The organism is Vibrio sp. S12_S33, from assembly GCF_963889785.1.
Classification (GTDB): domain Bacteria; phylum Pseudomonadota; class Gammaproteobacteria; order Enterobacterales; family Vibrionaceae; genus Vibrio; species Vibrio aestuarianus.
The window spans coordinates 1-22,959 of record NZ_CAWPQZ010000036.1 but is presented as its reverse complement, the minus strand read 5'-3'; the positions used below and the strand labels follow the sequence as shown (position 1 = coordinate 22,959).

21 protein-coding genes are annotated in these 22,959 nt (G+C 41.3%); 7 read left to right on the top strand and 14 right to left on the bottom strand.

From position 1 onward, the window contains the following. Position 1 precedes the first annotated feature (1 nt). On the bottom strand, positions 2 to 373 hold the full coding sequence (locus AACW06_RS14710) for a DUF3319 domain-containing protein (protein ID WP_192075642.1): 372 nt from the start codon (positions 371 to 373) through the stop codon (positions 2 to 4). 101 nt (positions 374 to 474) lie between these two features. On the opposite strand from AACW06_RS14710, the gene AACW06_RS14705 reads away from it, so the two are divergent. Next, complete coding sequence (locus tag AACW06_RS14705) at positions 475 to 1,437, top strand: tyrosine-type recombinase/integrase (protein ID WP_192075641.1); 963 nt, start codon at positions 475 to 477, stop codon at positions 1,435 to 1,437. Here the strand turns inward: AACW06_RS14705 and AACW06_RS14700 are convergent. Both AACW06_RS14700 and AACW06_RS14695 read right to left on the bottom strand, forming a co-directional pair. Next, positions 1,421 to 2,422, bottom strand: coding sequence for a D-alanine--D-alanine ligase (locus AACW06_RS14700; RefSeq protein ID WP_192075640.1), 1,002 nt, complete (start codon positions 2,420 to 2,422; stop codon positions 1,421 to 1,423). The genes AACW06_RS14705 and AACW06_RS14700 overlap by 17 nt on opposite strands. 177 nt (positions 2,423 to 2,599) lie before the next feature. Next, on the bottom strand, positions 2,600 to 3,169 hold the full coding sequence (locus tag AACW06_RS14695; protein WP_053312104.1) for an SPOR domain-containing protein: 570 nt from the start codon (positions 3,167 to 3,169) through the stop codon (positions 2,600 to 2,602). A gap of 219 nt (positions 3,170 to 3,388) precedes the next feature. Between AACW06_RS14695 and AACW06_RS14690 the strand changes: the two genes are divergently transcribed. Continuing rightward, complete coding sequence (locus tag AACW06_RS14690) at positions 3,389 to 6,076, top strand: bifunctional acetate--CoA ligase family protein/GNAT family N-acetyltransferase (RefSeq protein ID WP_192075639.1); 2,688 nt, start codon at positions 3,389 to 3,391, stop codon at positions 6,074 to 6,076. A gap of 78 nt (positions 6,077 to 6,154) precedes the next feature. Here the strand turns inward: AACW06_RS14690 and AACW06_RS14685 are convergent, their stop codons facing one another. After that, entirely contained in the window at positions 6,155 to 7,042 is an 888-nt protein-coding gene (locus AACW06_RS14685) for a LysR family transcriptional regulator (protein WP_192075638.1), read from the bottom strand. Between the two features lie 127 nt (positions 7,043 to 7,169). Here AACW06_RS14685 and AACW06_RS14680 point away from each other — a divergent pair, with 127 nt between their 5' ends. Further along, the gene (locus AACW06_RS14680) at positions 7,170 to 7,340 is read left to right on the top strand and encodes a hypothetical protein (RefSeq protein ID WP_192075637.1); all 171 of its coding nucleotides are present in this window, start codon (positions 7,170 to 7,172) and stop codon (positions 7,338 to 7,340) included. Positions 7,341 to 7,516: 176 nt separating this feature from the next. Here the strand turns inward: AACW06_RS14680 and AACW06_RS14675 are convergent, their stop codons facing one another. From AACW06_RS14675 to AACW06_RS14665, 3 genes are all read right to left on the bottom strand, one after another. Next, the gene (locus AACW06_RS14675) at positions 7,517 to 9,205 is read right to left on the bottom strand and encodes an SgrR family transcriptional regulator (RefSeq protein ID WP_192075636.1); all 1,689 of its coding nucleotides are present in this window, start codon (positions 9,203 to 9,205) and stop codon (positions 7,517 to 7,519) included. 82 nt (positions 9,206 to 9,287) lie between these two features. Next, positions 9,288 to 9,521: a DUF3389 domain-containing protein gene (locus AACW06_RS14670; protein WP_168524650.1), complete on the bottom strand. Its 234-nt coding sequence runs from the start codon at positions 9,519 to 9,521 to the stop codon at positions 9,288 to 9,290. After that, positions 9,522 to 9,974: a hotdog fold thioesterase gene (locus tag AACW06_RS14665; protein WP_192075635.1), complete on the bottom strand. Its 453-nt coding sequence runs from the start codon at positions 9,972 to 9,974 to the stop codon at positions 9,522 to 9,524. It abuts the gene before it with no gap. Between the two features lie 204 nt (positions 9,975 to 10,178). Here AACW06_RS14665 and AACW06_RS14660 point away from each other — a divergent pair, with 204 nt between their 5' ends. Continuing rightward, positions 10,179 to 10,967 carry a M48 family metallopeptidase gene (locus AACW06_RS14660; RefSeq protein ID WP_192075634.1) on the top strand — a complete coding sequence of 263 codons (789 nt, stop codon included), beginning with the start codon at positions 10,179 to 10,181 and terminating at the stop codon, positions 10,965 to 10,967. A 101-nt stretch (positions 10,968 to 11,068) separates the two neighbouring features. On the opposite strand, the gene AACW06_RS14655 is transcribed toward AACW06_RS14660, so the two are convergent. Then, entirely contained in the window at positions 11,069 to 12,151 is a 1,083-nt protein-coding gene (locus AACW06_RS14655) for a site-2 protease family protein (RefSeq protein WP_192075633.1), read from the bottom strand. A 203-nt stretch (positions 12,152 to 12,354) separates the two neighbouring features. On the opposite strand from AACW06_RS14655, the gene AACW06_RS14650 reads away from it, so the two are divergent. Next, entirely contained in the window at positions 12,355 to 12,921 is a 567-nt protein-coding gene (locus AACW06_RS14650; protein ID WP_192075632.1) for a PhnA domain-containing protein, read from the top strand. 132 nt (positions 12,922 to 13,053) lie between these two features. Here the strand turns inward: AACW06_RS14650 and AACW06_RS14645 are convergent, their stop codons facing one another. From AACW06_RS14645 to AACW06_RS14635, 3 genes are all read right to left on the bottom strand, one after another. Continuing rightward, entirely contained in the window at positions 13,054 to 13,245 is a 192-nt protein-coding gene (locus tag AACW06_RS14645) for a hypothetical protein (protein ID WP_053312113.1), read from the bottom strand. Positions 13,246 to 13,626: 381 nt separating this feature from the next. Then, a complete protein-coding gene (locus AACW06_RS14640; RefSeq protein WP_192075631.1) occupies positions 13,627 to 14,574 on the bottom strand; it encodes a TerC/Alx family metal homeostasis membrane protein in 948 nt (315 codons plus the stop codon). A 522-nt stretch (positions 14,575 to 15,096) separates the two neighbouring features. Further along, on the bottom strand, positions 15,097 to 16,839 hold the full coding sequence (locus AACW06_RS14635) for a bifunctional metallophosphatase/5'-nucleotidase (RefSeq protein ID WP_192075630.1): 1,743 nt from the start codon (positions 16,837 to 16,839) through the stop codon (positions 15,097 to 15,099). Between the two features lie 257 nt (positions 16,840 to 17,096). On the opposite strand from AACW06_RS14635, the gene AACW06_RS14630 reads away from it, so the two are divergent. Then, on the top strand, positions 17,097 to 18,734 hold the full coding sequence (locus tag AACW06_RS14630; protein ID WP_192075629.1) for an ATP-dependent endonuclease: 1,638 nt from the start codon (positions 17,097 to 17,099) through the stop codon (positions 18,732 to 18,734). A gap of 165 nt (positions 18,735 to 18,899) precedes the next feature. On the opposite strand, the gene AACW06_RS14625 is transcribed toward AACW06_RS14630, so the two are convergent. Both AACW06_RS14625 and AACW06_RS14620 read right to left on the bottom strand, forming a co-directional pair. Further along, positions 18,900 to 19,391: a DUF1097 domain-containing protein gene (locus AACW06_RS14625; protein ID WP_192075628.1), complete on the bottom strand. Its 492-nt coding sequence runs from the start codon at positions 19,389 to 19,391 to the stop codon at positions 18,900 to 18,902. Positions 19,392 to 19,613: 222 nt separating this feature from the next. Continuing rightward, complete coding sequence (locus AACW06_RS14620; RefSeq protein ID WP_192075627.1) at positions 19,614 to 20,519, bottom strand: LysR substrate-binding domain-containing protein; 906 nt, start codon at positions 20,517 to 20,519, stop codon at positions 19,614 to 19,616. A gap of 250 nt (positions 20,520 to 20,769) precedes the next feature. On the opposite strand from AACW06_RS14620, the gene focA reads away from it, so the two are divergent. Then, positions 20,770 to 22,221: a formate transporter FocA gene (gene focA, locus AACW06_RS14615; protein ID WP_192075626.1), complete on the top strand. Its 1,452-nt coding sequence runs from the start codon at positions 20,770 to 20,772 to the stop codon at positions 22,219 to 22,221. Between the two features lie 107 nt (positions 22,222 to 22,328). Here focA and AACW06_RS14610 read toward each other — a convergent pair whose 3' ends face one another. Next, positions 22,329 to 22,793 (bottom strand): hypothetical protein, encoded by a 465-nt coding sequence (locus AACW06_RS14610; protein WP_192075625.1) that lies wholly within the window; start codon positions 22,791 to 22,793, stop codon positions 22,329 to 22,331. Positions 22,794 to 22,959 lie beyond the last annotated feature (166 nt).

Below are 22,959 nucleotides of genomic sequence, written 5' to 3'. Positions count from 1 at the left end.
ATTACTTCTTCATTTGTTCTGCTTTTTGCTTTGCTAGCAAAAAAGCTTCGATATGTTTTTGAATAGCCACTTTAGAACCTTTAATTAAGCGACCATTAAAAATACAATACCAAGCATTAGCTTCACCGGTATCGTTTTTAAGAGTAAATCCACCAAATTGTTCTTGGTGCACAGAGGTTACATTCCGTTTTTGTCCAACAGAATTGAATTCACGCGGATCAATAATAGATGCTGTATCACACCACCAGTCTATGCTTTTTTTCACCGCAGCAAGGTTTCCAGTCAAAACATGGTTTTTAATTTTCACTTGCCATATTTCAGTGGAATTAGGAGCCGATTTAAGGTTAAAACCTCGATATATCGAAATAGCCATATTTTATCTGGTCTTTTAATTGTGGTTAATTAAATAATAATTGTATCTACGCCGTTATCAAGTATATTTATTGATAATTTTTGTTGTTATAGTGCATTAAGATGAGAAAAAACATTCCCGTCATCACAGATCCTATTATTTTAAAACAAAAGCTTAGTGAATTTTCTTCACCCATTAGTTTAGAGCAGTTCCAGCAACTAGTACAAAATCAATATTCCAGAAATTCTTTACTCGCAATGACAAAAGATTGGAATCACTTTGTTTCTTTCTGTATTTCCAAGCATGTATCTTCTTTGCCAGCGTCAGTGGCAGCGGTTAGGCAATTTATTGAATATGAAGCAAGAACTCACAAATACTCGACCATAAGGCGTTACGCTGTCACCATTGGTGTCATACACTCATTACTCTCTTTAAATGATCCAACCACAAATCGTAAAGTTCAAATGTCACTTGCCAACCTCAGACTAGAGAAGTTAGATGACGCAAAACAAGCAATGCCATTTACCCAAGAGCATCTATTCGCCTTGGATGAGCGACTCTCACGTTCTGAATATAAAAAAGACATCCGAGATCTCGCTATTTATTACGTGATGTTTGAATGCGTGCTAAAACGAGGAGAACTTAAATTCTTCGAGCGTAAACAAATCAGTATAGATAATGAGTTAGCGATAACAGTACATGTTGGGGAAGCAAAGTACTCCCTTTCCGATAGGGCTTCATTAGCGCTTCATCGTTGGCTGACCATTGTTAACAGAAATGAAGGTATTGTGTTTTGCTCTATAGATCGTCACGGTAATATTTCTTCAATATCGCTCAATGATGCGTCGATTTTTCGTATTTTGCGTAATGCAGGTAAACAGCTAGGTCTGATGAATCTAAAATTTTCAGGCCAATCGACACGGATAGGAGCGGCGCAAGAATTAGCGAAGCAAGGTTATAAGATGAGAGATATTCAACAATTTGGACGGTGGTTAAGCCCTGCGATGCCAGCCCAATATATTGGTAAAACTCACACCGCAGAACAGGAGAAAATGAAATTTAAAACGATTAAACCTTGGTCTTAAGTGACGTTGTCACGCAGTTTGCAAGAAATTCATGAAAACAATGGCCGTTATGTTCTAGCATTTTCGGGAACATTGAAATCGGAGTCATGCCTGGGAAGGTATTGACTTCATTTAGATAAATTGCACCATCGGCCGTTAAAAAGAAATCAATTCGAGATAAGTGTCTTAACTTCATATGCGTAAACACTTTTTCTGCACAATGCCTTATCGATGCTAACTGCTGATCCGTAAGATTTTTTGCTTCAATTTCCGTCATTGAATGGCTGTCTGCACTGTATTTTTCTTCATAAGTATAAAACGCACCTTCTGGAGCAATCACTTCTCCTGGTTTAGATAAATACAGAACATCATCAATTTGGTAAGCCGCAACTTCTAGTTCACGTGGTTTGAGCGCCTTTTCAACCAGCACCTGCTCTGAATAACTGAATGCAGAATCAATCGCTGTAGCTAACTGCTGAACATTTGTGACCTTGTAACACCCAACCGATGAGCCTTGCCGTGCAGCTTTTACAAATATGGCGCCCCACTCTGATAATGCTTTTTCGCATTGCTGATAAGCTTGGGCATTGTTGTCAGTCAAAAATAAATAAGGCGTATTTGGGATGCCCAGAGCGTCATACCACAGCTTGGAAGTGATTTTATTAAAGCTGTTAGAGCTGGCTTCAGGACCACAGCCTAGATAAGGAATGCCAGCTAATTCAAGCATGGATTGAATATCGCCAGTTTCCCCTGGAAATCCATGGATACATGGCACGACAAAGTCGATTGTTGTCGAACTACTGCTAGTGTTTAACGTTGCAGCATTGGTATCTAAATAACTCAACTCACCTTGCTCGCTGTACCAACCATCATCTTTCATTTCAACCCGAATAACATTGAAACTCTTTGTCATCTCAAGTTGAGCTTGTAAGTAGTTAGCAGAAACAAGCGATACTTCATGCTCAGAAGAACCGCCACCACACAGTAGAAGAATTGTTGTTGTCATTAAAATCTGTCCGTGATGTTACTAGATAAGCTAATTAAACATCATAATCAATTCAGCAAGAAGTTACACAATTTTAGCTAAGCAAATGTTATTTTTGGACTTAACTGCTTAAATACCAAACAATTAAGGGGCTTTCGCCCCTCTTTAACATCAGTAGTCGGTATAATTCAACAGAGGTTAATTTAACTTGTTGAGCGTTGGAAACTCAGAATTCTTAATAGCATCGATGCTTTTCGCGAACGGCTTCATTGCCTGGAATTCAGCGGGAAGCGTATTGATAGCTTCTAGTGCATCCGAACGTGTTGCATAATCCCCATAAAGAACGGTATACCACTTAGTGCCATTTACGACTTTGTAGTTTTCCCAAATCGGTTGATTGTCAGCAGTCGGCAATTTGCTCGCGAATTGATCAACTTTGGTTTGTGAACCAACAGCAACCACCTGAATCGTGTAGCCAAAACGTGGGTTCATTGCTTTTTGTTTGGCGGTTGGTGGAATAATAGCAACCGCAGGTTTAGTTTGAGCGACTTGTTTTTCTACAGCTTTTGGCGGCATTTTTACAACGTTTGGTTCAACGTTGCTTTCAGAAATCCCATTCGCCATACCATCTTGAGTCATTACTGGTTGCTGTACAGAGGCGACTTTGTACTCTTCGCGGTGACTTTCAGATGTCACATCAGTAATGTAAGTATCTGAAGCACAAGCAGCCAAAAGGACGGATAAACCGACAATTGCTATTTTTTTCATGAAATGTTCAACGCCTTAAGTAGAAATTACTATAAATCATGCCGATAGCGACGCCCAGAATCAAGTGCGCTTTTTAATTATATATCCTTACACTGTGATTTGTGGCACAAAGTCGCATATGTCCGCTGCCAAAACGATCACATTCAAACGAATATCGCCAATAAGTTCACCATTTGTTGGTTAAGCTAGCAGCAGTTCACTAATGAATGGTGTAGCTACATGAATAATTTAAACCCATTTTTAAAACCGAAATCAATCGCAGTCATTGGTGCGTCCGTCAGGCCTTTTCGCGCAGGCAACATTGTTATGAAGAATTTACTGCAAGGTGGATTCGATGGCGCAATCATGCCTGTTACCCCCTATTACCCGTCAGTTTGTGGTGTTTTAGCTTACAAAACTATTGATGCATTACCTATCGTTCCTGACATCGCAATCCTCTGTACCCATGCGACAAGAAACGTAACCATTTTTAAGCAATTAGCGGCAAAAGGAATTTCATCTGTCATTGTACTTTCGTCTGATATGTACAAACTTGACGATCAGGGCATTGAGATCCAAAAACAGTGCTCAGAAATCGCCAAATCAGCAGCAATTCGTGTACTCGGCCCCAACAGTTTAGGTTTGATTTTGCCTTGGCTTAATTTCAACGCCTCGTTTTCTCCAGTAACGGCATTGAAAGGCAATATCGCGTTTATTTCTCAATCCGCTGCCGTTTGTACCACAATTTTGGATTGGGCTAACGATAAACAAATTGGATTTTCCGCATTTATTTCGTTAGGCAACGCCAGTGACATTGACTTTGCCGATCTACTTGATTGCCTTAGTACAGATAGGCATACCGACGCGATCCTTCTGTATGTTGACACAATAAAAGATGCAAGGCGTTTTATGTCCGCTGCACGAGCGGCTTCACGCAATCGAAGAATATTGGTGCTCAAAGGCGGCCGTACTCTGGCGGGTCGTAAAGCAGCGCAAGTTCATACCGGGGGTGATGATACTCTAGACATTATTTATGACTCCGCGATTAAGCGAACTGGTATGCTACGAGTCAATAATACCCATGAATTATTTGCCGCGGTAGAGACTCTTACCCACTCAGTACCACTTAGAGGTGAACGATTGGCCATCATTACAAATGGTGGCGGCCCTGCGATTATGGCGGTGGATACTTTGCTTGAGCGCGGTGGAAAGCTGGCGGAGCTTGAAGAACATATTTTTGAGAAATTGAATCAATGTTTACCTGATAGCTGGTCACATAGTAATCCTATCGATATGGTTGGCGATGCGGATCACACAAGGTACGTCAATACGCTTAATGCACTGCTAGATAGTGATGAAGCCGATGCAATTCTTATCATGCATAGTCCTTCAGCTATTGCGCAATCAGAGCAGACGGCACAAGCCGTTGTTGATGCGATTAGAGCGCATCCAAGGCATAAACATTTCAATATCTTAACTAATTGGTCTGGCGAATTAACAGCTCGTCCTGCTAGACAAATATTCACTCAGGCAGGTATTCCAACGTATCGTACTCCAGAAAGTGCCGTGGTCGCTTTTATGCATCTAGTTGAATACAGGCGCAATCAGAAACAGTTGATGGAAACCCCAACTACTGCAGAGCCCGTTCATGTTTCAGAAATCCACACCGCACAACAGTGGATTAATAAGCAGCTTGGCGAGCAATCCATTTTGCATTTAGATACTCATCAAATAGGCACGCTGTTTAAATGCTTTAATTTTGATGTGTTGCCGACATGGATAGCTTCTGATGCGAGTGAAGCAGTCCATATTGCGGAACAAATTGGTTACCCTGTCGCAGTGAAATTGAGATCACCAGATATTGCCCATAAGTCCGATGTTCAAGGCGTGATGCTTAACTTGCGCAATAGCCATGAAGTGGCAAACGCCGCTCAAGCAATCTTAGACCGAACGCAGCTCTCCTATCCATCTGCTAATATTCATGGCTTATTGGTTCAAGGAATGGCTAAACTCGCTGGCGGAGAAGAGTTACGTATTAAGGTTAAAACAGATGCGACCTTTGGCCCGGTGATCTTGCTAGGGCAAGGTGGATCAGAATGGGATGAAGCCATTGACGCTGCAGCCGCTTTGCCGCCACTCAATATGACATTAGCCCGTTATTTGATTGTAAGGGCAATTCGTGGAGGCAAAATTAGGCTACAAAAATTACCAGAACCGATGAATGTTAATGGCTTGTCTGAATTTCTGGTGCGAATTTCGCAAATGATAATAGATTGTCCACAAATTCACGAGCTGGATATACATCCAGTACTTGCTAATGGAAGCCAATTTACGATCCTTGATGCTGATTTAGTATTAAAACCATTTCAAGGTGATGGACACAGTAGGCTGGCGATTCGTCCTTATCCAAGTGAACTAGAGGAACGGGTGACGCTACGAGACAATTCTGTTGTGATGTTACGGCCTATCTTGCCGGAAGATGAACCACAGCACGCAGAATTTATTCATAACGTCTCGAAAGAAGATTTATACAAGCGCTTTTTCTCTGATGTTGGCGAGTTCAACCACGAGGCATTAGCCAACTTTACCCAAATTGATTACGACAGAGAGATGGCTTTTGTTGCCGTTGACAATAATGATGGTGAAGGCAAGATTATTGGGGTTTCTCGAGCACTAATTAACCCAGAAAATACCGATGCTGAATTTGCTATTTTGATCCGCACCGATCTTAAAGGAAACGGCCTAGGAAAAATTTTGTTGCAAAAAGTCATCGATTACTGTCGTTTAAAAGGTACTGTACAAATATCAGGGATGACCATGCCGACAAACCGAGGAATGCTGACGCTTGCTCAAAAATTGGGCTTTGAAGTCGACATTCATTTTGAAGATGGCACAGCTGACATGGTGTTAGTATTAAATAAGGTCTGAGTCACAAGGGAAGATCGACCTTGATCTTCCCGCCTTCATATGATCATTTGCCCACGAGCTGAGAAATAAGCGCTCCGATTAGCCTAACGACCAGTTTTTCTTAAGGTACTGTACGCACCACGATTTGGCCTCACCCATTTTATTTCGACGCCACGCCATAATAATTTCAACAGGAGATTCTGGAGAACCATCTATGATTTTTAGTTTGCCTTCCGCTATTAGAGGTAAAGCTATTTGCTTCGGTAGTGTTCCTATTCCTAACCCGTTGATCAGTGCTTCACATTTGGCACTAAAATTTGTCACAGTTAGTCTTGGTTGTTTCTGCAAAATATTAACGCTCATCGCTGGTTGCTCACGAGCGGTATCAGCAATCGCTATAACTCGATATTTTTCGCGTGCTACTTCATCAAATGCCCCGTTTCGTTTATGGACATAGTGCGAACTTGCAGCTACCCAAATCATCGACATAGAACCAATCGTTTCGGCTTTAACGTCTTGTGGCAAAGTTTCTATTCTTGGGCAAATCAGTAGATCAGAGCGACCAGTTGACAAAGATTCCCAGCAACCCGCTAAAATTTCTTCTTGAAGCCGTACTCTAGTTTTACTTACGTTACCTAAGGCTTCCACCATAGAAAAGAAATTATTGATCGGTATGATCCCATCAAAGGCAACCGTCAGATCTAACTCCCAACCATTGGCAAGTAGTGTCGCGTCATTAACTAATTTTTCTGTAGCAGTAAGAATGGCACGCCCTCGCTCTAAAATAAGCAATCCAGACTCGGTAAATGCGGCTTTATGTCCTGAGCGATCAAAGATCATGATATCTAAATCTTGTTCAAGTTTTTGTATTTGATAACTGAGCGATGAAGGTGCTCGGTTGAGTTCATTTGCCGCAGCCGCAAAGCTGCCACGTCTATCGATAGCATCTAGAATATGAAGTGCTTCTAAAGTAATTGGACTTTGCAAAATAAGTCACCCTTCCATGAAATCAGCAATTAGTTGTTTGGCTATAACTGCTAAGAAGTATGCCCTATTTGCTTATGTAGTGGTATTCACCGCGTTGAATAAAAGTGAAAAATTATAGAGGTAATGGATGAGCGAAAATACTACTTCAGAGAAAAGATATAAAAAAGCCAGCTTTACACTGGCCTTAGACAAATTCATTCAAAAAATGGGATTAAAAGTAAAAATGAATTGTTTATTTATTGTCGGCCATCTCTTTTTTAACCATTACAGCAGCTGCAACGATAAAAGCGATGATTAACCCAAGTTCCATACATAACCTCAATAAAAATGTAAATTTACGGAATAAAATAAGGACAAATAAAGTCTAGCATCTTTACAAGATTAAGATAGTATTTAACCAATTTATTACCTTTTTATCGACCCAGATCAAAAAATGGATGGACATCGCAAAATCATCACTTTCATCGTCTTAAATTACCACTCAGGTTTCACCCAAACATTACTAAAATCAAACCAACCTAATGCGTTACATTTTGCATTTTGTAGAGAACCACACTGATCTTTGCTGATACCTAACCAACAGTGGAACATTGGGATCACTTGATATTTCTCAACTAATGACTTACCAATCTCTTTCGCAGGGAAAGCGGCGTGTTTATCTGCGCGCCATAAATCAACCAACCCCGCCCAGTAAGAAAAATCCTCTGCACGGCTTAAATGTTCTATATCACTATAATCCAACAACCATCCTGCAAGTGCATCTTCTCGATGATTGGCAATGCCCATCGGCTTTACCCAGATATCAACCAAACTTGTGTCTTCAACAGTTAAGTCATATTTGATCAACTCTACGTTAATCCCATCATCTTTGAGTAGTTGCTGTATGGTTTTAACCAAGCTAGGAAACATAGGGTGATGAGCATGGTACGCGACGGTAATTGAACGCTCGTTGGGTGGTTTTATGGAAGTATCACTTGAGGTCTGGTGATACCAACCCGGTTTCAATCCGTACGCTGGCAGCACACCCAGCTCGACAACCTTCTCTTCTGGTAATTGTCGAAATAAGTTTAATGTACTGAGCTTATTGGTTAAGTAGTTTGCCCATACATCATCCGCAGCGACCCCATTTTTTCTATTTAACAGTAAATAAGTACAGCCGGGGTCTAGGTCTACGTCCTCCGTAAAGGAACCACGCTTAGTTTTAATTGGGTGCGATAGACTTGGAAAAACCATCGATGAATACGCTTCATCAATGACCCACACTTCGACTCTATCTAACAATGGACGAAAGCCAAAGTAACCGTCGAAGGCTTGTAATACTAGGCGCTTTTCGTCATTAAGCACCACTTTATACGGTCCAGTTCCAACAGGCATTAAGTCAAAATTTTCACTACGATTTGATTCAGCCAGTAAAACTTTGGCACAAGACTCTGCAAGCAGCAGAGGAAGACGGCTATCCGGTTTCTGTAAAAAGATGTCTATCACCCAATTTGAAGGCGAATCAATACGTTCTAAATGAGAAAACAGGTTCAGAAATCTTAATTCCCAAAGACTTTTTACAACACATTCTGTGGTCAGTAAATCGCCATTATGGAACCTAACCCCTGGGCGTAGATAAAAACGCCAATGCGTTGCAGAAATGGCTTCCCACGTATGCGCAAGGTCGGGTTGTAATTGCTCATTTTCATCAAGCTGGGTTAAGCCGCTGAAGATTTGCATCGCGATGTGCTGCTCTGAACGACGCATCGGCTTTAAAGGATTGAGTATCGAAAGTGGTCGATAGTACGGTAGGCGTACCACTTGCAGCCCTTCTTGATGCTGAACCCCCAAGTAACTTTGAATAACTTGGGTCAGTTTTGCTGCATCTTGATCCAAAACAGAGAAGGCTTGACTTATTTTACCTTCATCCAGATACCGGCGAGCAAGGTTTTCGCTAACATCGCTGCGACTACGTTTGAATTTCAGGTCAGACAATTTTCCGCGACCAGCTGCGGGGTGCCATTCGATCCAACCCTGTTCTTCCATTTTGTTCAGAACGATACGGGCGTTACGACGTGTGCAGAATAGAATATCGGTAATATCTTCTAATTGAACACCAACATCTTGGCCATTAAAGTGTTCAAATAATGATTCAAATTGAACTCGAAGTCGCGGGCTACTCATATAAAGAGGAAATCTCAGTTTTTATAAAACTGAGGTAGTTTCCTCATTTTGTGTTTACGATGCAAGGGGCTCAAAGCATTCTTTAAGCGATATCACATCCTAGCTGTTGAGACAGTTGCTTAATTTGCTGCTCATTATCTAATTTAATGGACCACTTAGCCTCTGAACAATTGACTGAAACCACATTGGCTCCTTGGCCAATAAGTTGAATGGCGTCCGTTTGTGCTTGCAGTGTCACTTTATGATCACCGTTCAAACGAACCACCAGCTCATGCGCCGTGGCAATAAGTTTTCCACCTGAAAAATCAATCACCATTTAATGGTCTACCTTTTCTGTTTTGGTCGGATGACGTACTTTCTTTACGGCTATAGTTAAACGGCTACTACAAACCAAGCGCTCACGTTCATCAGTAATATTGATTTGCCACACTTGTGTGGAAACACCTAAATGAATTGGCGTTGCCGTACCGATAACATGGCCTTCTCTCATCGCTCTAACATGATTGGCATTGATATCCAGCCCAACACAGTAGTGGTCTTGATCGACACAAAAATTTGCCGCCAATGAACCTAATGTTTCCGCGAGCACAACCGAAGCTCCACCGTGTAGCATACCAAGTGGCTGATGAGTAAAATGACAAACGGGCATCGTCGCAGATAAAGAATTGTCGGTGTAATCGCTATAAATAATATTGAGATGCTCTATCAATGTGTTTTTAGAGGTCGCGTTCAAGGTTTCTAGATCAATCGGCTTCTTCCAAATGGCCATGTGTCTATCTCATCTATTTTTAAAGACGTTCATTTTATACCTAAAACCAAGAAAAAAGCATTCGACACTTAGATGAAGAGCGTTAAATAAATTTGCACAATATAAAAACTGCCGACTTACAAACTAGCTTCTCGATGATATGATTCTTTTAAAATGTAATGAGTTATGAGATGAGTAATCGTTCATCTAAAAGGAAACTATCTTATGGGAAACAGCCTCAAAATTTCAGTGCTATTAAGCTGCATGGCACTTGCTGCTTGTAGTTCTTCGCCCACTGGTCGAAACCAGTTAATCCTATTTTCTGATCAAGATATGAGCAGCTTAGGTGATCAATCTTTTGAACAAATGAAGAAAGAGATCCCGATCAATAACGATGCTAAAACCAATGCTTATGTTCAGTGTGTCGCGAAAACGGTGACAGATTATGTCCCTAAACAACCAAGTTTTGACAGCTGGGAAGTCGTGGTATTTGAAAGTGATCAGGTCAATGCATTTGCACTGCCTGGTGGGAAAATTGGTGTCTATACAGGTTTACTCAAGGTAGCAACTAATCAAGATCAGTTGGCTACGGTGATTGGCCACGAAGTCGCACACGTTTTAGCCAACCACAGTAACGAGCGTTTGTCTCAGTCTCAAATTGCAAATGCAGGGTTACAAATTACACAGGTAGCGATTGGTGCTTCGGAGTATGCCCAGTATAAGGAAGCAACAATGGCTGCGCTGGGCGTTGGCGTGCAATATGGCGTCATTTTGCCTTATGGGCGTACACAAGAATCAGAAGCCGATATTGTAGGGCTTGAACTGATGGCTAAAGCAGGTTTTAACCCTAAAGAGAGTGTTTCTTTATGGCAAAATATGGCAAAGGTATCAGGTGGAAGCCAGCCTCCTGAATTGCTATCAACCCACCCTTCGCATAGTACGCGAATCCATGATTTAGAAGAGAAGATTAAAGCCTTACCAGTTTCGTCAGCTACGCGTCCTAAATGTGGGTAATGCTATTAATCACAATAAATGTTCGAAATTATTGATGTAAAAAAGGAGCACTGCATGCTCCTTTTCTTTACCTTCTGAAGGTGTCTATTTTTTATAACAGCTTAAGTACCAAGAATGAGCAGAGGGAGTTGCAGCATTGCATCGCCCGTGTTGGCAAAACTCCAAATAATGGTCGTTAGCGAAACCACTAGTCCGATATACCACAGCGCAGAAAATATCTGCCCATAACGATTCAATGGTAGCAAATGGCTCTGATGCCGTTGTCGCCATTCCATGACAATTTCTAGCGTTCCCATTGCCAACAAAAAACCAAATAAAGTCAATCCAAGTGAATAACTTAACACAACACCGCCCACAGCAGCTAAGGCACATAAGGCGATACCGAGTTTGCTGTTCATTGAAAAGCTAACGCTTTTTAAAATGTGTCCACCATCCAGAGGAAGAATTGGCAACAGGTTGAACAAATTCAGAAACGCATTAAAAACCGCCAATCCAGCAAAAAACATCTCGCCAGTCACCCAATAACATACAACTAAAATGAGTGAGAGAATTAAGCCAAAAAATGGTCCCATGATTGATATAACGACATCTTGCCAGCGAGTGTTGATCTTATCATCACTCAGTGCAAGGCCACCTAAAAATGGGATTAGATAAATACCTTTAGTTTTCATGCCAAAATACTTCATGGCGCGAATATGTCCGTATTCGTGAAACATCAAGCAGGCGATCAGCGCAAGCGCAAATTGAAACGAAAAGAGCCACGAGTAAGCGGCTAAACTGGCTGATGCAAAGACTATTTTAATTAACTTGGCACTTTTTAAAGCTTTCATCCCTAACGAAACTAGCCCAATCAAACTAAATCGTTTTTCTACTTTCGGTGCACTATAAGGAGTTTGAGCCTCTATATCTTTCTCAACACGCTCACCTTGCGTGACAACGTCACCATTAACAGAGGCTTGGTAGTGTAAAGAAAATGGCTGCCAAGTCAGTTCCACCTTTAATTCACAATGGTTTAGTGTTTCGCCATTGAGCAACTGAAATTGATGGATAGTTGTCGGGCCAGCTTCACTTGAAGCATCACATTGAGCGACCAAATGATTATCCCAAAACAGTTGTTGCCAACCTGACAATGATCCCTCAAGGCGCAGAGATTTTCCTAAAAATGGCGTTGCTAGCAGTTCCAAACCGATACCTAACTATGAATATAAAAACTACGCGTATTATGCCTTTGAGCAATAACAGCGTAAAGCACGAAACAGAACTACTGACTATTGATGACATATTCAGTGCAATTCCCTTCAAAAAGAGCGCTTTTCAGTAATACCCCTTTTATTTCTAGGCGCAAAGTGGATAATACGCGCTTACATATTTTTACAAGGTGGGTACTATGTCTACTGAAGCAACTTTACTTGAACGCTGCCAATCAAAATGTGAGCTTTGTTCATCAGAATCTCCATTATCACCATTTGTGGTAGCGCCACATACTATGGTTACTGTTGACCATGCTGTTATGCTGTGTGATACCTGTAAAGGTCAAATCGAGAACCCAGAAACAGTAGATGTGAACCACTGGCGTTGTCTTAATGACAGCATGTGGAGCCAAGAGCAGCCGGTTCAAGTGATGGCTTGGCGTCAACTCAAGCAACTTGCCGTCACTGAAGGTTGGGCTCAAGACCTACTTGACATGATGTACCTTGAAGAAGAAACAACAAAATGGGCTGAAATTGGCATGGATGATGATGCCGAAAAGCCGCGTGATGTAAACGGTGTTGAACTTAAAAAAGGTGACGACGTCACTATCATTAAAGACTTACCCATCAAAGGTTCTAGTCAGGTGATCAAGCAAGGTACCGTGGTTCGTGGTATTAGCTTAGGTGATGACCCGAAACTGATTTCAGGTAAAGCTAACGGTCAATCGATGTACATCATTGCAGAATATTGCCGTAAAAAATAATTGCAGATAACAACAAAGCGTAACGACAACTTTAGCGCTTACGCTTTTCTTTTTTCTACCAATTAGTTATCGCTATATACGAAAAAACCGTCTCTTTCGGGGACGGCTTTTTTAATTCTAATAAATAGCTAATTAACGGTATAAACCGATATCTTTTTGCATGTGACCAGACAAGTCATTCTCGTAGTAACTACGAGGGGCGCTGCTGTCTACAAAAAGTATATCAACTAAATGTTTGATCAATCCTTTGAAGTTAACCGTGTAGGTTTTTTTGTCCATAGAGGTAGGTGCAGTGATAGTACCCAGATTCATTGCTTGTGCCATGATAGCCTCTCTTTATATTCGGTAACTTACTTTGTTGAAATGAATTCTAGGTGATATTTATCTGGTTAAAAAATGACAAAAGTTCCAAGTTCAGATTAGTTATTCTAATGAAACAACATATTAACAGTGGTGGTTTTTTATATTCATAATTTTTAGTTTTATATGCAGAATGGCGTTATTTGTGTGAATTTTAATCTTAATTTTTGACGCCTCCCACCGGCATTCACAAGTCGTTTACACTTATCTTTTTATCTCTTTTTGTCGTAGTTAAACTAAAATAACGGCAGGCCTTCACAGTGGGTGAAGTGTATACAGAGAGCATGCCATATCCAAACAACTCTATGTCGCAAGTACTGGTAATTACTCTCTCACGCCTTACACCTATTTTGGGATTAACAACGGTGAATGCTTCTGCTTATAAATTGAAGCAATAATGGCAACCGACATAGTGATAAGCAAAACACTCACAGAGAGTTGTGTCGGTATTTCCCACTCTGAGCCAACCAATGTCATCTTAATACCAATAAACACCATAATGAATGACAGCGCAGGTTTGAGATAAGTAAACTTGTCCATCATTCCCTGCAGAACAAAATATAATGAACGAAGGCCGAGTAGTGCAAAAACATTCGCGGCTAGCACCAAAAAAGGTTCTCGTGTCACTGCAAAAATGGCAGGTATTGAATCCAAAGCAAACATCACATCCATAAACGCAAGCACCCCAATAACAATTAGCATCGGAGTCACAAGCCACTGTGTATCACGTTTAACAATCAACGTGTTACCTTCATAACTGTCAGTGACTTTAAACCAGCGTCGAATGAATTTCTCTGGCGTTGGATTTAGCTGCCCATCGCCTTTTTCACGCGCAAGTTGTATCCCGGTCCACATAAGAAATAATGCGAACACATATAGCAACCAATGATATTGCTCTAATAATTGAGCACCGACAATGATCATTACCGCTCGCAGAATAAGCGCCCCAATCACTCCCCATAGCAATGCGCGAGGGCGAAGATGTTCTGGTACGGCGTATTGGTGAAAAACAATCGCAAAAACAAACAAGTTATCAACACTGAGTGATTTCTCTAGCAAATAACCCGTGATGAATGAAATCATTGCCTTATTAGCAGAATAGGTACTGGTTGGAGCGTAAAGATCCCAATAAAAATAGATAGTTGCTGCAAATACAAAGGCTAATATCAACCATACAGCACTCCAGATAGCCGCTTTAGTGATTGATACTCGACCACTACGGGTTTGCCAAATATCAACGGAGATAAGTAGTATAGTGAGTAAACCGAAACAAACGTAGATTTCTGGGGTCATGATATGTGCGTCCTCCAATGTACAGAAGGTTCACAAGGCAATCGCGCTGTTCGAAACCTTCCGCAGACAAGTAACCACTGGTCATAATGAACAGTGTTGTATGCGTTGGTCTCGTCGAAGTTGCCGTTTTTCTGTTTTACAAAAAAAACACTAACTTATACTTACCGGATAAGCGAATGCTTAACGAGATGACGATAAATAAACATAAGGCGACTACTCCCCAATCGGCATAGATTTTAGGCTTGTCATCGTACAACGTCCATAGATTAAATCAAAAAAAGGAGCAATATATTGCTCCTTAATAATTTCAAAGATCTTCAACGGAGCTCACGTCTAAACACCTGCAAATGGCAGTAAGTAAACTAATGCTGACCAAATGCCAACCCAAGCAACAACAATGACGATGTCAGCCCAATCTCTACTCCACATAGTTCTCCCCTTAGCATCTCCACGCACCTTCAAAGGTTGAAGATGCTCTAAGACTAATAACTACTGAGCAAACTCTATGCCACAACAGTAATACTACACAGTACTGTTATGTCTTCGCGACGATTCAAGAGTATTTAACGTCTCTGGGTGGGCGGTAAGCAGTTCAATAAATGCATCGGCCATTGAAACATTCGAAACAATGCCTTCACCTTGCATTTGCAGTAATGCATCGTAACCTTCTTTGCCTTTCATCGTATAGGCAGAAGAAGAACCACAATAATATTTTTCAGAATCAATTAGTTGCCAACCTAATTTCTCATCAAACAGTTTTACATCAGTCACTCGGTTTCCAATTGGCCAATCGTGATGATAGACAAATGATAAATTATGCGTGTATGGATAACTGCCTGATCCAGTGCCGTTGACACCATTACCTAATGCGTTATTTATTGCACCTTCGACAACTTGCGCAATCACTTTTCCTTGAATGTGATACACACCGATAGGAACGGCAAATGGCAGCAAGTTTCCGGCAATATCGGCAATGGATACCTTACCCGCATTGAGTGAATTACGCACTCCACCTGCATTATGAATTGCAAACTGTACTGGGTGCCCGCGCTTTTTCATCGCATACATAAAAGATTTTGCCACTAACGGGGCTAGTTCACTCGCTCCCATTTCATCAGGGATACGAACATGCCTTAGCGAGCGATCAGCATGGGCAATGATATTCTGTTGTAACTGGCGCACTCTTGGCATGTATTTATCGATCAAGATACCTTGAACCAGAGGGTCTTTCTTACACACCACAACATTGGGATGATTGTTGAGAAACTCGCAGGCGCTTAGATGACTTTCATCCGTTCCGGCTTCATTCATGCTCGCATCTAAAAATAAACGGCGGCCAAGTAATAGCTCATTTCCTCCGCAAAACCCAACGACTTTTCCTTCAGTAGAGAAATCCACTTGGCAATGTCCCAAACTTAATGCGTAGTATCCAGCTTGTACGACATAGGTATCATTAATTCTTAAGCCATAGTCATCGTCTTTCTTTAAGCCTAATGCACTAAAATCCCCTTGTAAGCGATGGCTATGCCCGCCAACAATAATACCAATACCATCAACCTGCTGTGCCAGTTCAATATCAGCTTCATAACCCAAGTGACTGAGCAAAATGATTTTGTTGATGCCTTTACGATGCAGTTGCTTAATTGTGTTTCTCGCCGTTTCAATGGCATTGGCAAAAGGCGTATCTGGATCAGGGTTAGCAATATCGGTCATTTTATCGAGTGATAAACCGAAGATAGCAATAGTTTCCTCACCTACTTGTTTTTCTATCCATTGTGCATACTGGCCTTGAGAATCGTAGCTGATGACTTGTGGACTTGATGCTATAGGGTAAGGTTTGTCTTTTCTTTCACTAGATAAATCCCAGTTACCCGCAAGTAATGGAAATTGAATTCGCTCAACGAAATGCGCAACCGGCTCGTTGCCCATATCCAGTTCATGATTACCCAAAGCCATCGCATCAATATGAAGCGCATTAAGCATGTCGGCGTTGGCTTTTCCTTTGAATAAGGAAAAATACAAAGTACCTTGAAAACAATCTCCTGCATGCAAAAACAGAAATTGGAGCTTCATGCGCGCGGCATCATCTTTCAATTGAGCCACTCTGGTCGCTATCCGAGCAAAGCCGCCCGCACTGACATAGGGAGTCAACGTCTGTTGTTTTATATTCAATGAAAGCTGTAACGACGTAGGTTCAAAATATGAGTGAGTGTCATTTATATGTGCCAGCATAATTGATGCTGGTCTGTTCTTTTTATGCATCATTTATCTATCTCTTCTTTTTCCACTCCATCCTAGCCTACAAATCATGACAGAATCGTGACTTTTATGAAACGGCTTTGAAAACTAATTTACACAAAGCGTGTTGCATCACCTTTCCCTAACATTATTTCTGCCTGTAGCGTTCACATAAACATTTGATATGTGAGCCAACAAGCTACTTATCTCAAAAATTTAAATTATGCTTGATAAAAAGAAGCTGAACATACAGTAAGTCTTTGAGTTATAAAAGGAGTCAGCCTATGCATTTAGAGCGAATTGAAATTTCTGGATTCAGAGGAATTAAACGTTTATCGCTCTCTTTTGATGAACTCACTACCTTAATAGGTGAAAACACGTGGGGTAAGTCCTCATTACTAGACGCATTATCTGTCGTTTTACCCGCCAACGGAGTACCTTATCAATTTGAAATGCAGGACTTCCATGTCGACTACTCTATCGCCCACCAACAAACCCAGCATTTACAAATTATTTTAAGTTTTGTTTCAACCGAAAAAAATGAATCTCGATCAGGGCGTTATCGTAAATTAAGACCACTTTGGGTCGATGATGAAAACGGTGACAAGCGTATTTTTTATCGGATAAGTGGCACACTGGATCATCACCAAGTTACTACTCAATATCTTTTTTTAGATATTGAGGGTAATCCGCTCCCTTTGCATCATTCAGAAAAACTCGCCCAAGAGTTGATGAGCCTTCATCCTGTGATCCGCCTAAAAGATTCAAGACGTTTTGAACGCCCATTCATTAACGGCAATGGAAAAAATGCACGGGTAGAAAAACGTATCGATAATACCTGTCGTCGCTTACTTGCCATTCCTGGGCATGTCAATAAAGGTGAGATGAAAAGCAGCCTTAATTCGATGAATATTTTGGTCAATCATTATTTTTCATTCAAAAGTCAAACTCGCAAAAATCCGAGGAAACAACGTGATAGTTTAGTTTACTCTAGCCCTAAAACAGACAAGAACATAAGTCAGGTTGTTGAAGAAACAAAAAATAAACAAACTCGTCTTTTATTGATGGGGCTGCTCAATGCCTACCTTCAAGCAAAAGGACCAACAGACTTAAGACGTTGCGCTCGACCTTTGCTTATTTTGGAAGATCCCGAAGGTCGTTTGCATCCAACTCATTTAGCACGCGCTTGGAGCTTACTTGAACTACTTCCAATGCAAAAAATACTCACCACTAACAGTGGTGAGCTGCTGGGTTCGGTACCTTTACACTCTATTCGCCGTTTGGTGAGAACTTCTGATCGCACCACTGTAACATCAATGCCTTCTCGAGGTTTAAACCAAGATGAACTACGTAGAATTGGATTTCATATACGCTTTCATCGTTCTGGAGCCTTGTTTGCTCGTTGCTGGTTATTAGTTGAAGGCGAAACGGAAGTATGGCTATTCAGTGAACTAGCACGTCAATGTGGCTACAACTTAGCCGCTGAGGGTGTTCAAATTATAGAATTTGCTCAGTCAGGCTTGAAATCGTTAATTAAAGTGGCAAAAGCCTTTGGAATTGATTGGCATGTGGTCACGGATGGAGACCCTGCCGGCAAAAAATATTCGGCAACTGTTCGTGGAATGCTATCTGGCGATCAGGAAAGACATCGTCTGACAGAATTACCTGACCGAGATATTGAGCATTTCCTCTATTCTCATGGGTTTGAAAACTTTTTCAAAGATATGATCAAAATTCCGTACGACCACCCTATTCCAGCGAAGAAAGTGGTCACGCGCGTATTGAAGAAACACGCGAAGCCAGACTTAGCTTTAGCTATTGTTTCCCACTGTGAACTACAAGGTATTGAATGTATTCCCATACTTTTACGTTGGACACTAAAGCGTGTCATTACGATGGCTAACGGCAATACTCAATTCTAAAAAAAGGCACACATTGCTGTGTGCCTTGTACCATATTCATTCGGCATTATATAGGGACAATAAATACCGAAGACTAATATCAACAATTTTGATGAATCGATACAAATCAGTCGGGGGTAGCCTTTTCTTAAACCAACGCCACACAATACATTATAGGGAAAACCATTAAGACTGTGTTTCGGCAACGGCTTTGTCGTTAAGATCCGGCTGTTTTGATCGCTGATGTAACCACATTCCACTTGCCTTCATTGCGTAACCGAATACACCGCCCAAAATAAGAGAAGGAACCACGATTTGCCAATCACCGCCTGCGGCAAATGTTGCGCAAGAACCAATAAAGGTACCGGGGATGTAACTTAGCCATGTTTTGGAAGCTTGAATGCACATTAAAAATGCCACTATAGCAGTGATGACGTAACCCCAAATATCTAGGCTAACTGAACTTGATGTATGAATAATCACCATTGCCCAAAATACACCACTGATATTGGTCATCAAACTTACTGCTAACCCTTTTATCCCATCCGTTGGAGAGGCGAAATAGCTAGTGCAGCCAAGAAAACCAGCCCACGAAAGCAGCCCTAATGAAACGGCAACCCAACCCCAAACACCGGAAAGAATTCCAGTGGTCAATGAAATGGCAAATAATGTACTCATAGCACCCTCATTTGAGCCAAACAAACTGCACGAGATTAAAATAAAGTGCAGTACTGCGATGGCATCAGTGAATCAAGTGGGCATACTAGAGTATAACCAATCAATATCTAGTGACTTTAATCACATAAATATTGCAATAAACCCATATTTCTCACAAAAAAATAGACGCAAACGGTAAATCAACAGATTTAGAAAATATGTTTTTTTGTAAGATGTGAATAGTTAAAGGACGCTTGGTTTACCTTTCATCATTCTTAACCCTTCACGTTTAATACATTCAACCAAAGGGTTTTCAGCCATATCGGCACGCCAAATAAAAGAAAGCGTTCTTTCCATATTCAATTCAGGCACATTGAGAGCCACTAAGTTCCCAGCATTGATAAAGCGTTCAACGTCTAGATATGGCAAGCATGTCAAATAAGGACCATTGGCAACCATGCTGCGTAGCACAGGAACGTGTTCGTATTCCCGCCACACGTCTAAATCTGCAATGAGTTTGTGAACGGTACTATCAAATACTTTTCTCGTGCCGGATCCATGTTCTCGAAGTACCCACTTTGCTTGCTCAAGTTGCGCAAGACTCACCGTTTCACGCTTTGCAAACGGGTGATGTGCTGATGCAACCACGGTCAGGTGATCTCGACACCATACATCTTGGTGAATTCGATTATCGTCACAACGGCCTTCAATAACACCAAGGTCATATTTGTAATCAAGTATGCCATCTATCACCCCCTTCGTACTTTGTACTCCTAGGTCAATTCGCATCTCTGGAAAGTCGTTATCAAGAATGCTGATGAGGTCTGGGACTAGGTGTTCGGCTGGAGTTTGACTGGCCCCTAATCGAATTTCCCCACTAAGTAAATGTTGTTCATAAAACCCCATTTCGATTTGCTGAGCGTCTTGCAATAAACGCTTTGCTTTGGGTCTCAACCACATTCCCCAATGGGTCAATGCCATTTGCTTTCCCTGCCTTTCAAACAAAGGTCGCCCTAACATTTTTTCCAGTTGTGCAAGCGACATACTGGTCGCTGATTGTGTTAGCGCTAATTTGTCTGCAGCTTGGCTGACGCTACCACTATCGGCAACGGCGTCAAATACTGCTAATTGTTTGAGTGAATACCGCACTGCTAATCCTATTTAGTTTCATTTTCTTCTGCGTATTTAACCTTAGTTTTTAAGGTGATATGTGCGCAAGCGGTTTCATTTTACACCTTCATTTATGCATATCAAATTATTTGATAATGATTTTAAAAATTATCAATTTTACCACTACATACTCAACTGGTTAGTCTGTTTAGGAAGCAAAGCATGATGCATTGTTTTTACTCTTACATTAACTAGGAGGTAAATATGAAAATGAGTTTTGGGAGACACTATGTCAGCGGCCTACTCTGAAAATAAACAACTGTTCTCACCTGTTGAGATGATGGTTGAAGCGGAAAAATTCGCTTTAAGTAAAGCTAAGAAATCCAGCGGTATGACTTTAAGCTTGGCTATTATGGCTGGCGCATTTATTGGCTTAGCCTTTTTGTTTTACATTACGGTCACAACGGGTAGTGCCAATGCTGGTTGGGGATTAAGTCGATTAGCTGGTGGTTTGGCCTTCAGTATGGGGCTTATCTTAATTGTGATTTGCGGTGGTGAACTGTTCACAAGTTCCGTGTTATCGAGCATTTCTTGGGCAAACAAGCAAATCAGCTTCGGCAAAATGTTGTCTATTTGGGGCAAAGTTTACGTCGGCAACTTCATTGGTGCCATGTTATTACTGGTTTTAGTTATTGGTGCAGGCCTTTATCAAATGGATGGTGGGCAATGGGGACTAAATGCGCTCAATATTGCACAACACAAGTTGCATCACACCATAATTCAAGCATTTTCATTAGGAATTCTCTGTAACTTACTGGTTTGTCTTGCAATTTGGCTCACTTTCAGCTCTGCCAATGCCATGACAAAAGCAGCGATGACCATCATGCCTGTCGCGATGTTCGTATCCAGTGGATTTGAACACTGTGTCGCTAACATGTTTATGGTGCCTTTAGGTATTGTGATTCAAAACTTTGCTCCAGACAGTTTCTGGCAACAAATTGGGGTGAATGCAAGTCACTATGCCGATCTCAACATCTATCACTTTATTACCGCAAATCTAATCCCTGTAACGTTAGGCAATATCGTTGGCGGAGCGGTGCTGGTTGGTTTAGCCAACTGGAGTATTTTCCGACGTCCACAACTCAAAGCTGCCAACATCCAATCTATTACAAAAACTGCAACAATCACGTCAGTTAAGGAAACTAAAATGAACAAAACAACAATGGTCCAAGACATCATGAATACCCAACCAATCTCTCTGAGCGTTGAAATGCCAACGGCTGTTGCGGTTGATATGCTTTTAGATAACCAGCTTGATAGTGCTCCAGTTGTCGATGTGGAAGGTCGCTTAGTAGGATTTTTCTCCGCTCACGATGTGATGGTCGACTTATGGTGCCAAGATTACATTCCAACAGCAGACCAAAAAGTGGTTGATTTGATGAGTCGTGACGTTGTGGCTATCGATGCTTCTGACCGTCTAATCGATATTGCAGAATTCTTATGTATTGATAAAGAGCAGCTATACCCAACGACAAGCATGGGTATTGCCACTCGCTTTAGCTCACTATCACTAGAGGAGCGCGCAAAAAGCATGAAAGTCAGCAAGCCGCAAAACCTGCCCGTTCTAGACAATGGTAAATTTGTCGGAATGCTGACTCGTAATCACGTACTTCAAGCATTACGTCCTATTTATGGTGAACGCTTAACGGTTGTGGAAGAACGCTCTTTAGAAATCGCTTAGCCCTCAATTTTGGTCAGGAAATAAGTCGCTTGACTAAAAGCAAAAAGACCCCGCTTGCGGGGTCTATCTATTGGTAGTAGGTCGTAACGAATAGTAGTTTGTAGTAGCTAGCGCCACCATCGCCCCGCATGTGATTGCTCGGGATCAAACCAACGATTTAATAGCGCTAAGTGAGTGTCAAAAATGATTAAATATGACTCGATCATCTGTGGTGATTGCTCGCAATGCGTGGCCTCAATACACTCTCTGAGCAGCTCTATACTCGATACCAAAAAAGACCACTTCTCGTTTTGTTGGATAAGTGCATTCATACGATTTAACGCAGAATTCCCAATACGGTATGGTTCATACCTTACTGACTCTAAATCTCTCGCAAAAGAATGCCTTACAACACCTTCAAGATAAACGCGATACGTTGTCAGTTCATCGCATAGTAGAAACAATTGAGCTTCTAAATGTTGATAGGGATATTGAGCAACAAAGTGTCGGCTGATGTCATAATCGACCAATACAGTTAGGCCAGACTGCTCACAGCGTTTTTTTAGAGTTCCAAGAAGACCTTGTTCATCCATCAACTGTTGTATTTCAAAAATACGCTGGAGGTGATAATCACTAGGGTCTGTTGATCTTTCGTGATGATTTTTTGAACGGCATGGTGAAGGTTATAATCATTTCGCCAAAAACAAATCACAACTGAGTTCACCATGCCAAGGACAATGCTAACTGATAAACGATGGG

Coding starts and splice junctions, on each gene's coding strand:
- AACW06_RS14710 (WP_192075642.1), bottom strand. CDS start 373: ATGGCTATTTCGATATATCGAGGTTTTAACCTTAAATCGGCTCCTAAT.
- AACW06_RS14705 (WP_192075641.1), top strand. CDS start 475: ATGAGAAAAAACATTCCCGTCATCACAGATCCTATTATTTTAAAACAA.
- AACW06_RS14700 (WP_192075640.1), bottom strand. CDS start 2,422: ATGACAACAACAATTCTTCTACTGTGTGGTGGCGGTTCTTCTGAGCAT.
- AACW06_RS14695 (WP_053312104.1), bottom strand. CDS start 3,169: ATGAAAAAAATAGCAATTGTCGGTTTATCCGTCCTTTTGGCTGCTTGT.
- AACW06_RS14690 (WP_192075639.1), top strand. CDS start 3,389: ATGAATAATTTAAACCCATTTTTAAAACCGAAATCAATCGCAGTCATT.
- AACW06_RS14680 (WP_192075637.1), top strand. CDS start 7,170: ATGAGCGAAAATACTACTTCAGAGAAAAGATATAAAAAAGCCAGCTTT.
- AACW06_RS14675 (WP_192075636.1), bottom strand. CDS start 9,205: ATGAGTAGCCCGCGACTTCGAGTTCAATTTGAATCATTATTTGAACAC.
- AACW06_RS14670 (WP_168524650.1), bottom strand. CDS start 9,521: ATGGTGATTGATTTTTCAGGTGGAAAACTTATTGCCACGGCGCATGAG.
- AACW06_RS14665 (WP_192075635.1), bottom strand. CDS start 9,974: ATGGCCATTTGGAAGAAGCCGATTGATCTAGAAACCTTGAACGCGACC.
- AACW06_RS14660 (WP_192075634.1), top strand. CDS start 10,179: ATGGGAAACAGCCTCAAAATTTCAGTGCTATTAAGCTGCATGGCACTT.
- AACW06_RS14650 (WP_192075632.1), top strand. CDS start 12,355: ATGTCTACTGAAGCAACTTTACTTGAACGCTGCCAATCAAAATGTGAG.
- AACW06_RS14645 (WP_053312113.1), bottom strand. CDS start 13,245: ATGGCACAAGCAATGAATCTGGGTACTATCACTGCACCTACCTCTATG.
- AACW06_RS14640 (WP_192075631.1), bottom strand. CDS start 14,574: ATGACCCCAGAAATCTACGTTTGTTTCGGTTTACTCACTATACTACTT.
- AACW06_RS14635 (WP_192075630.1), bottom strand. CDS start 16,839: ATGATGCATAAAAAGAACAGACCAGCATCAATTATGCTGGCACATATA.
- AACW06_RS14630 (WP_192075629.1), top strand. CDS start 17,097: ATGCATTTAGAGCGAATTGAAATTTCTGGATTCAGAGGAATTAAACGT.
- AACW06_RS14625 (WP_192075628.1), bottom strand. CDS start 19,391: ATGAGTACATTATTTGCCATTTCATTGACCACTGGAATTCTTTCCGGT.
- focA (WP_192075626.1), top strand. CDS start 20,770: ATGTCAGCGGCCTACTCTGAAAATAAACAACTGTTCTCACCTGTTGAG.
- AACW06_RS14610 (WP_192075625.1), bottom strand. CDS start 22,793: ATGGATGAACAAGGTCTTCTTGGAACTCTAAAAAAACGCTGTGAGCAG.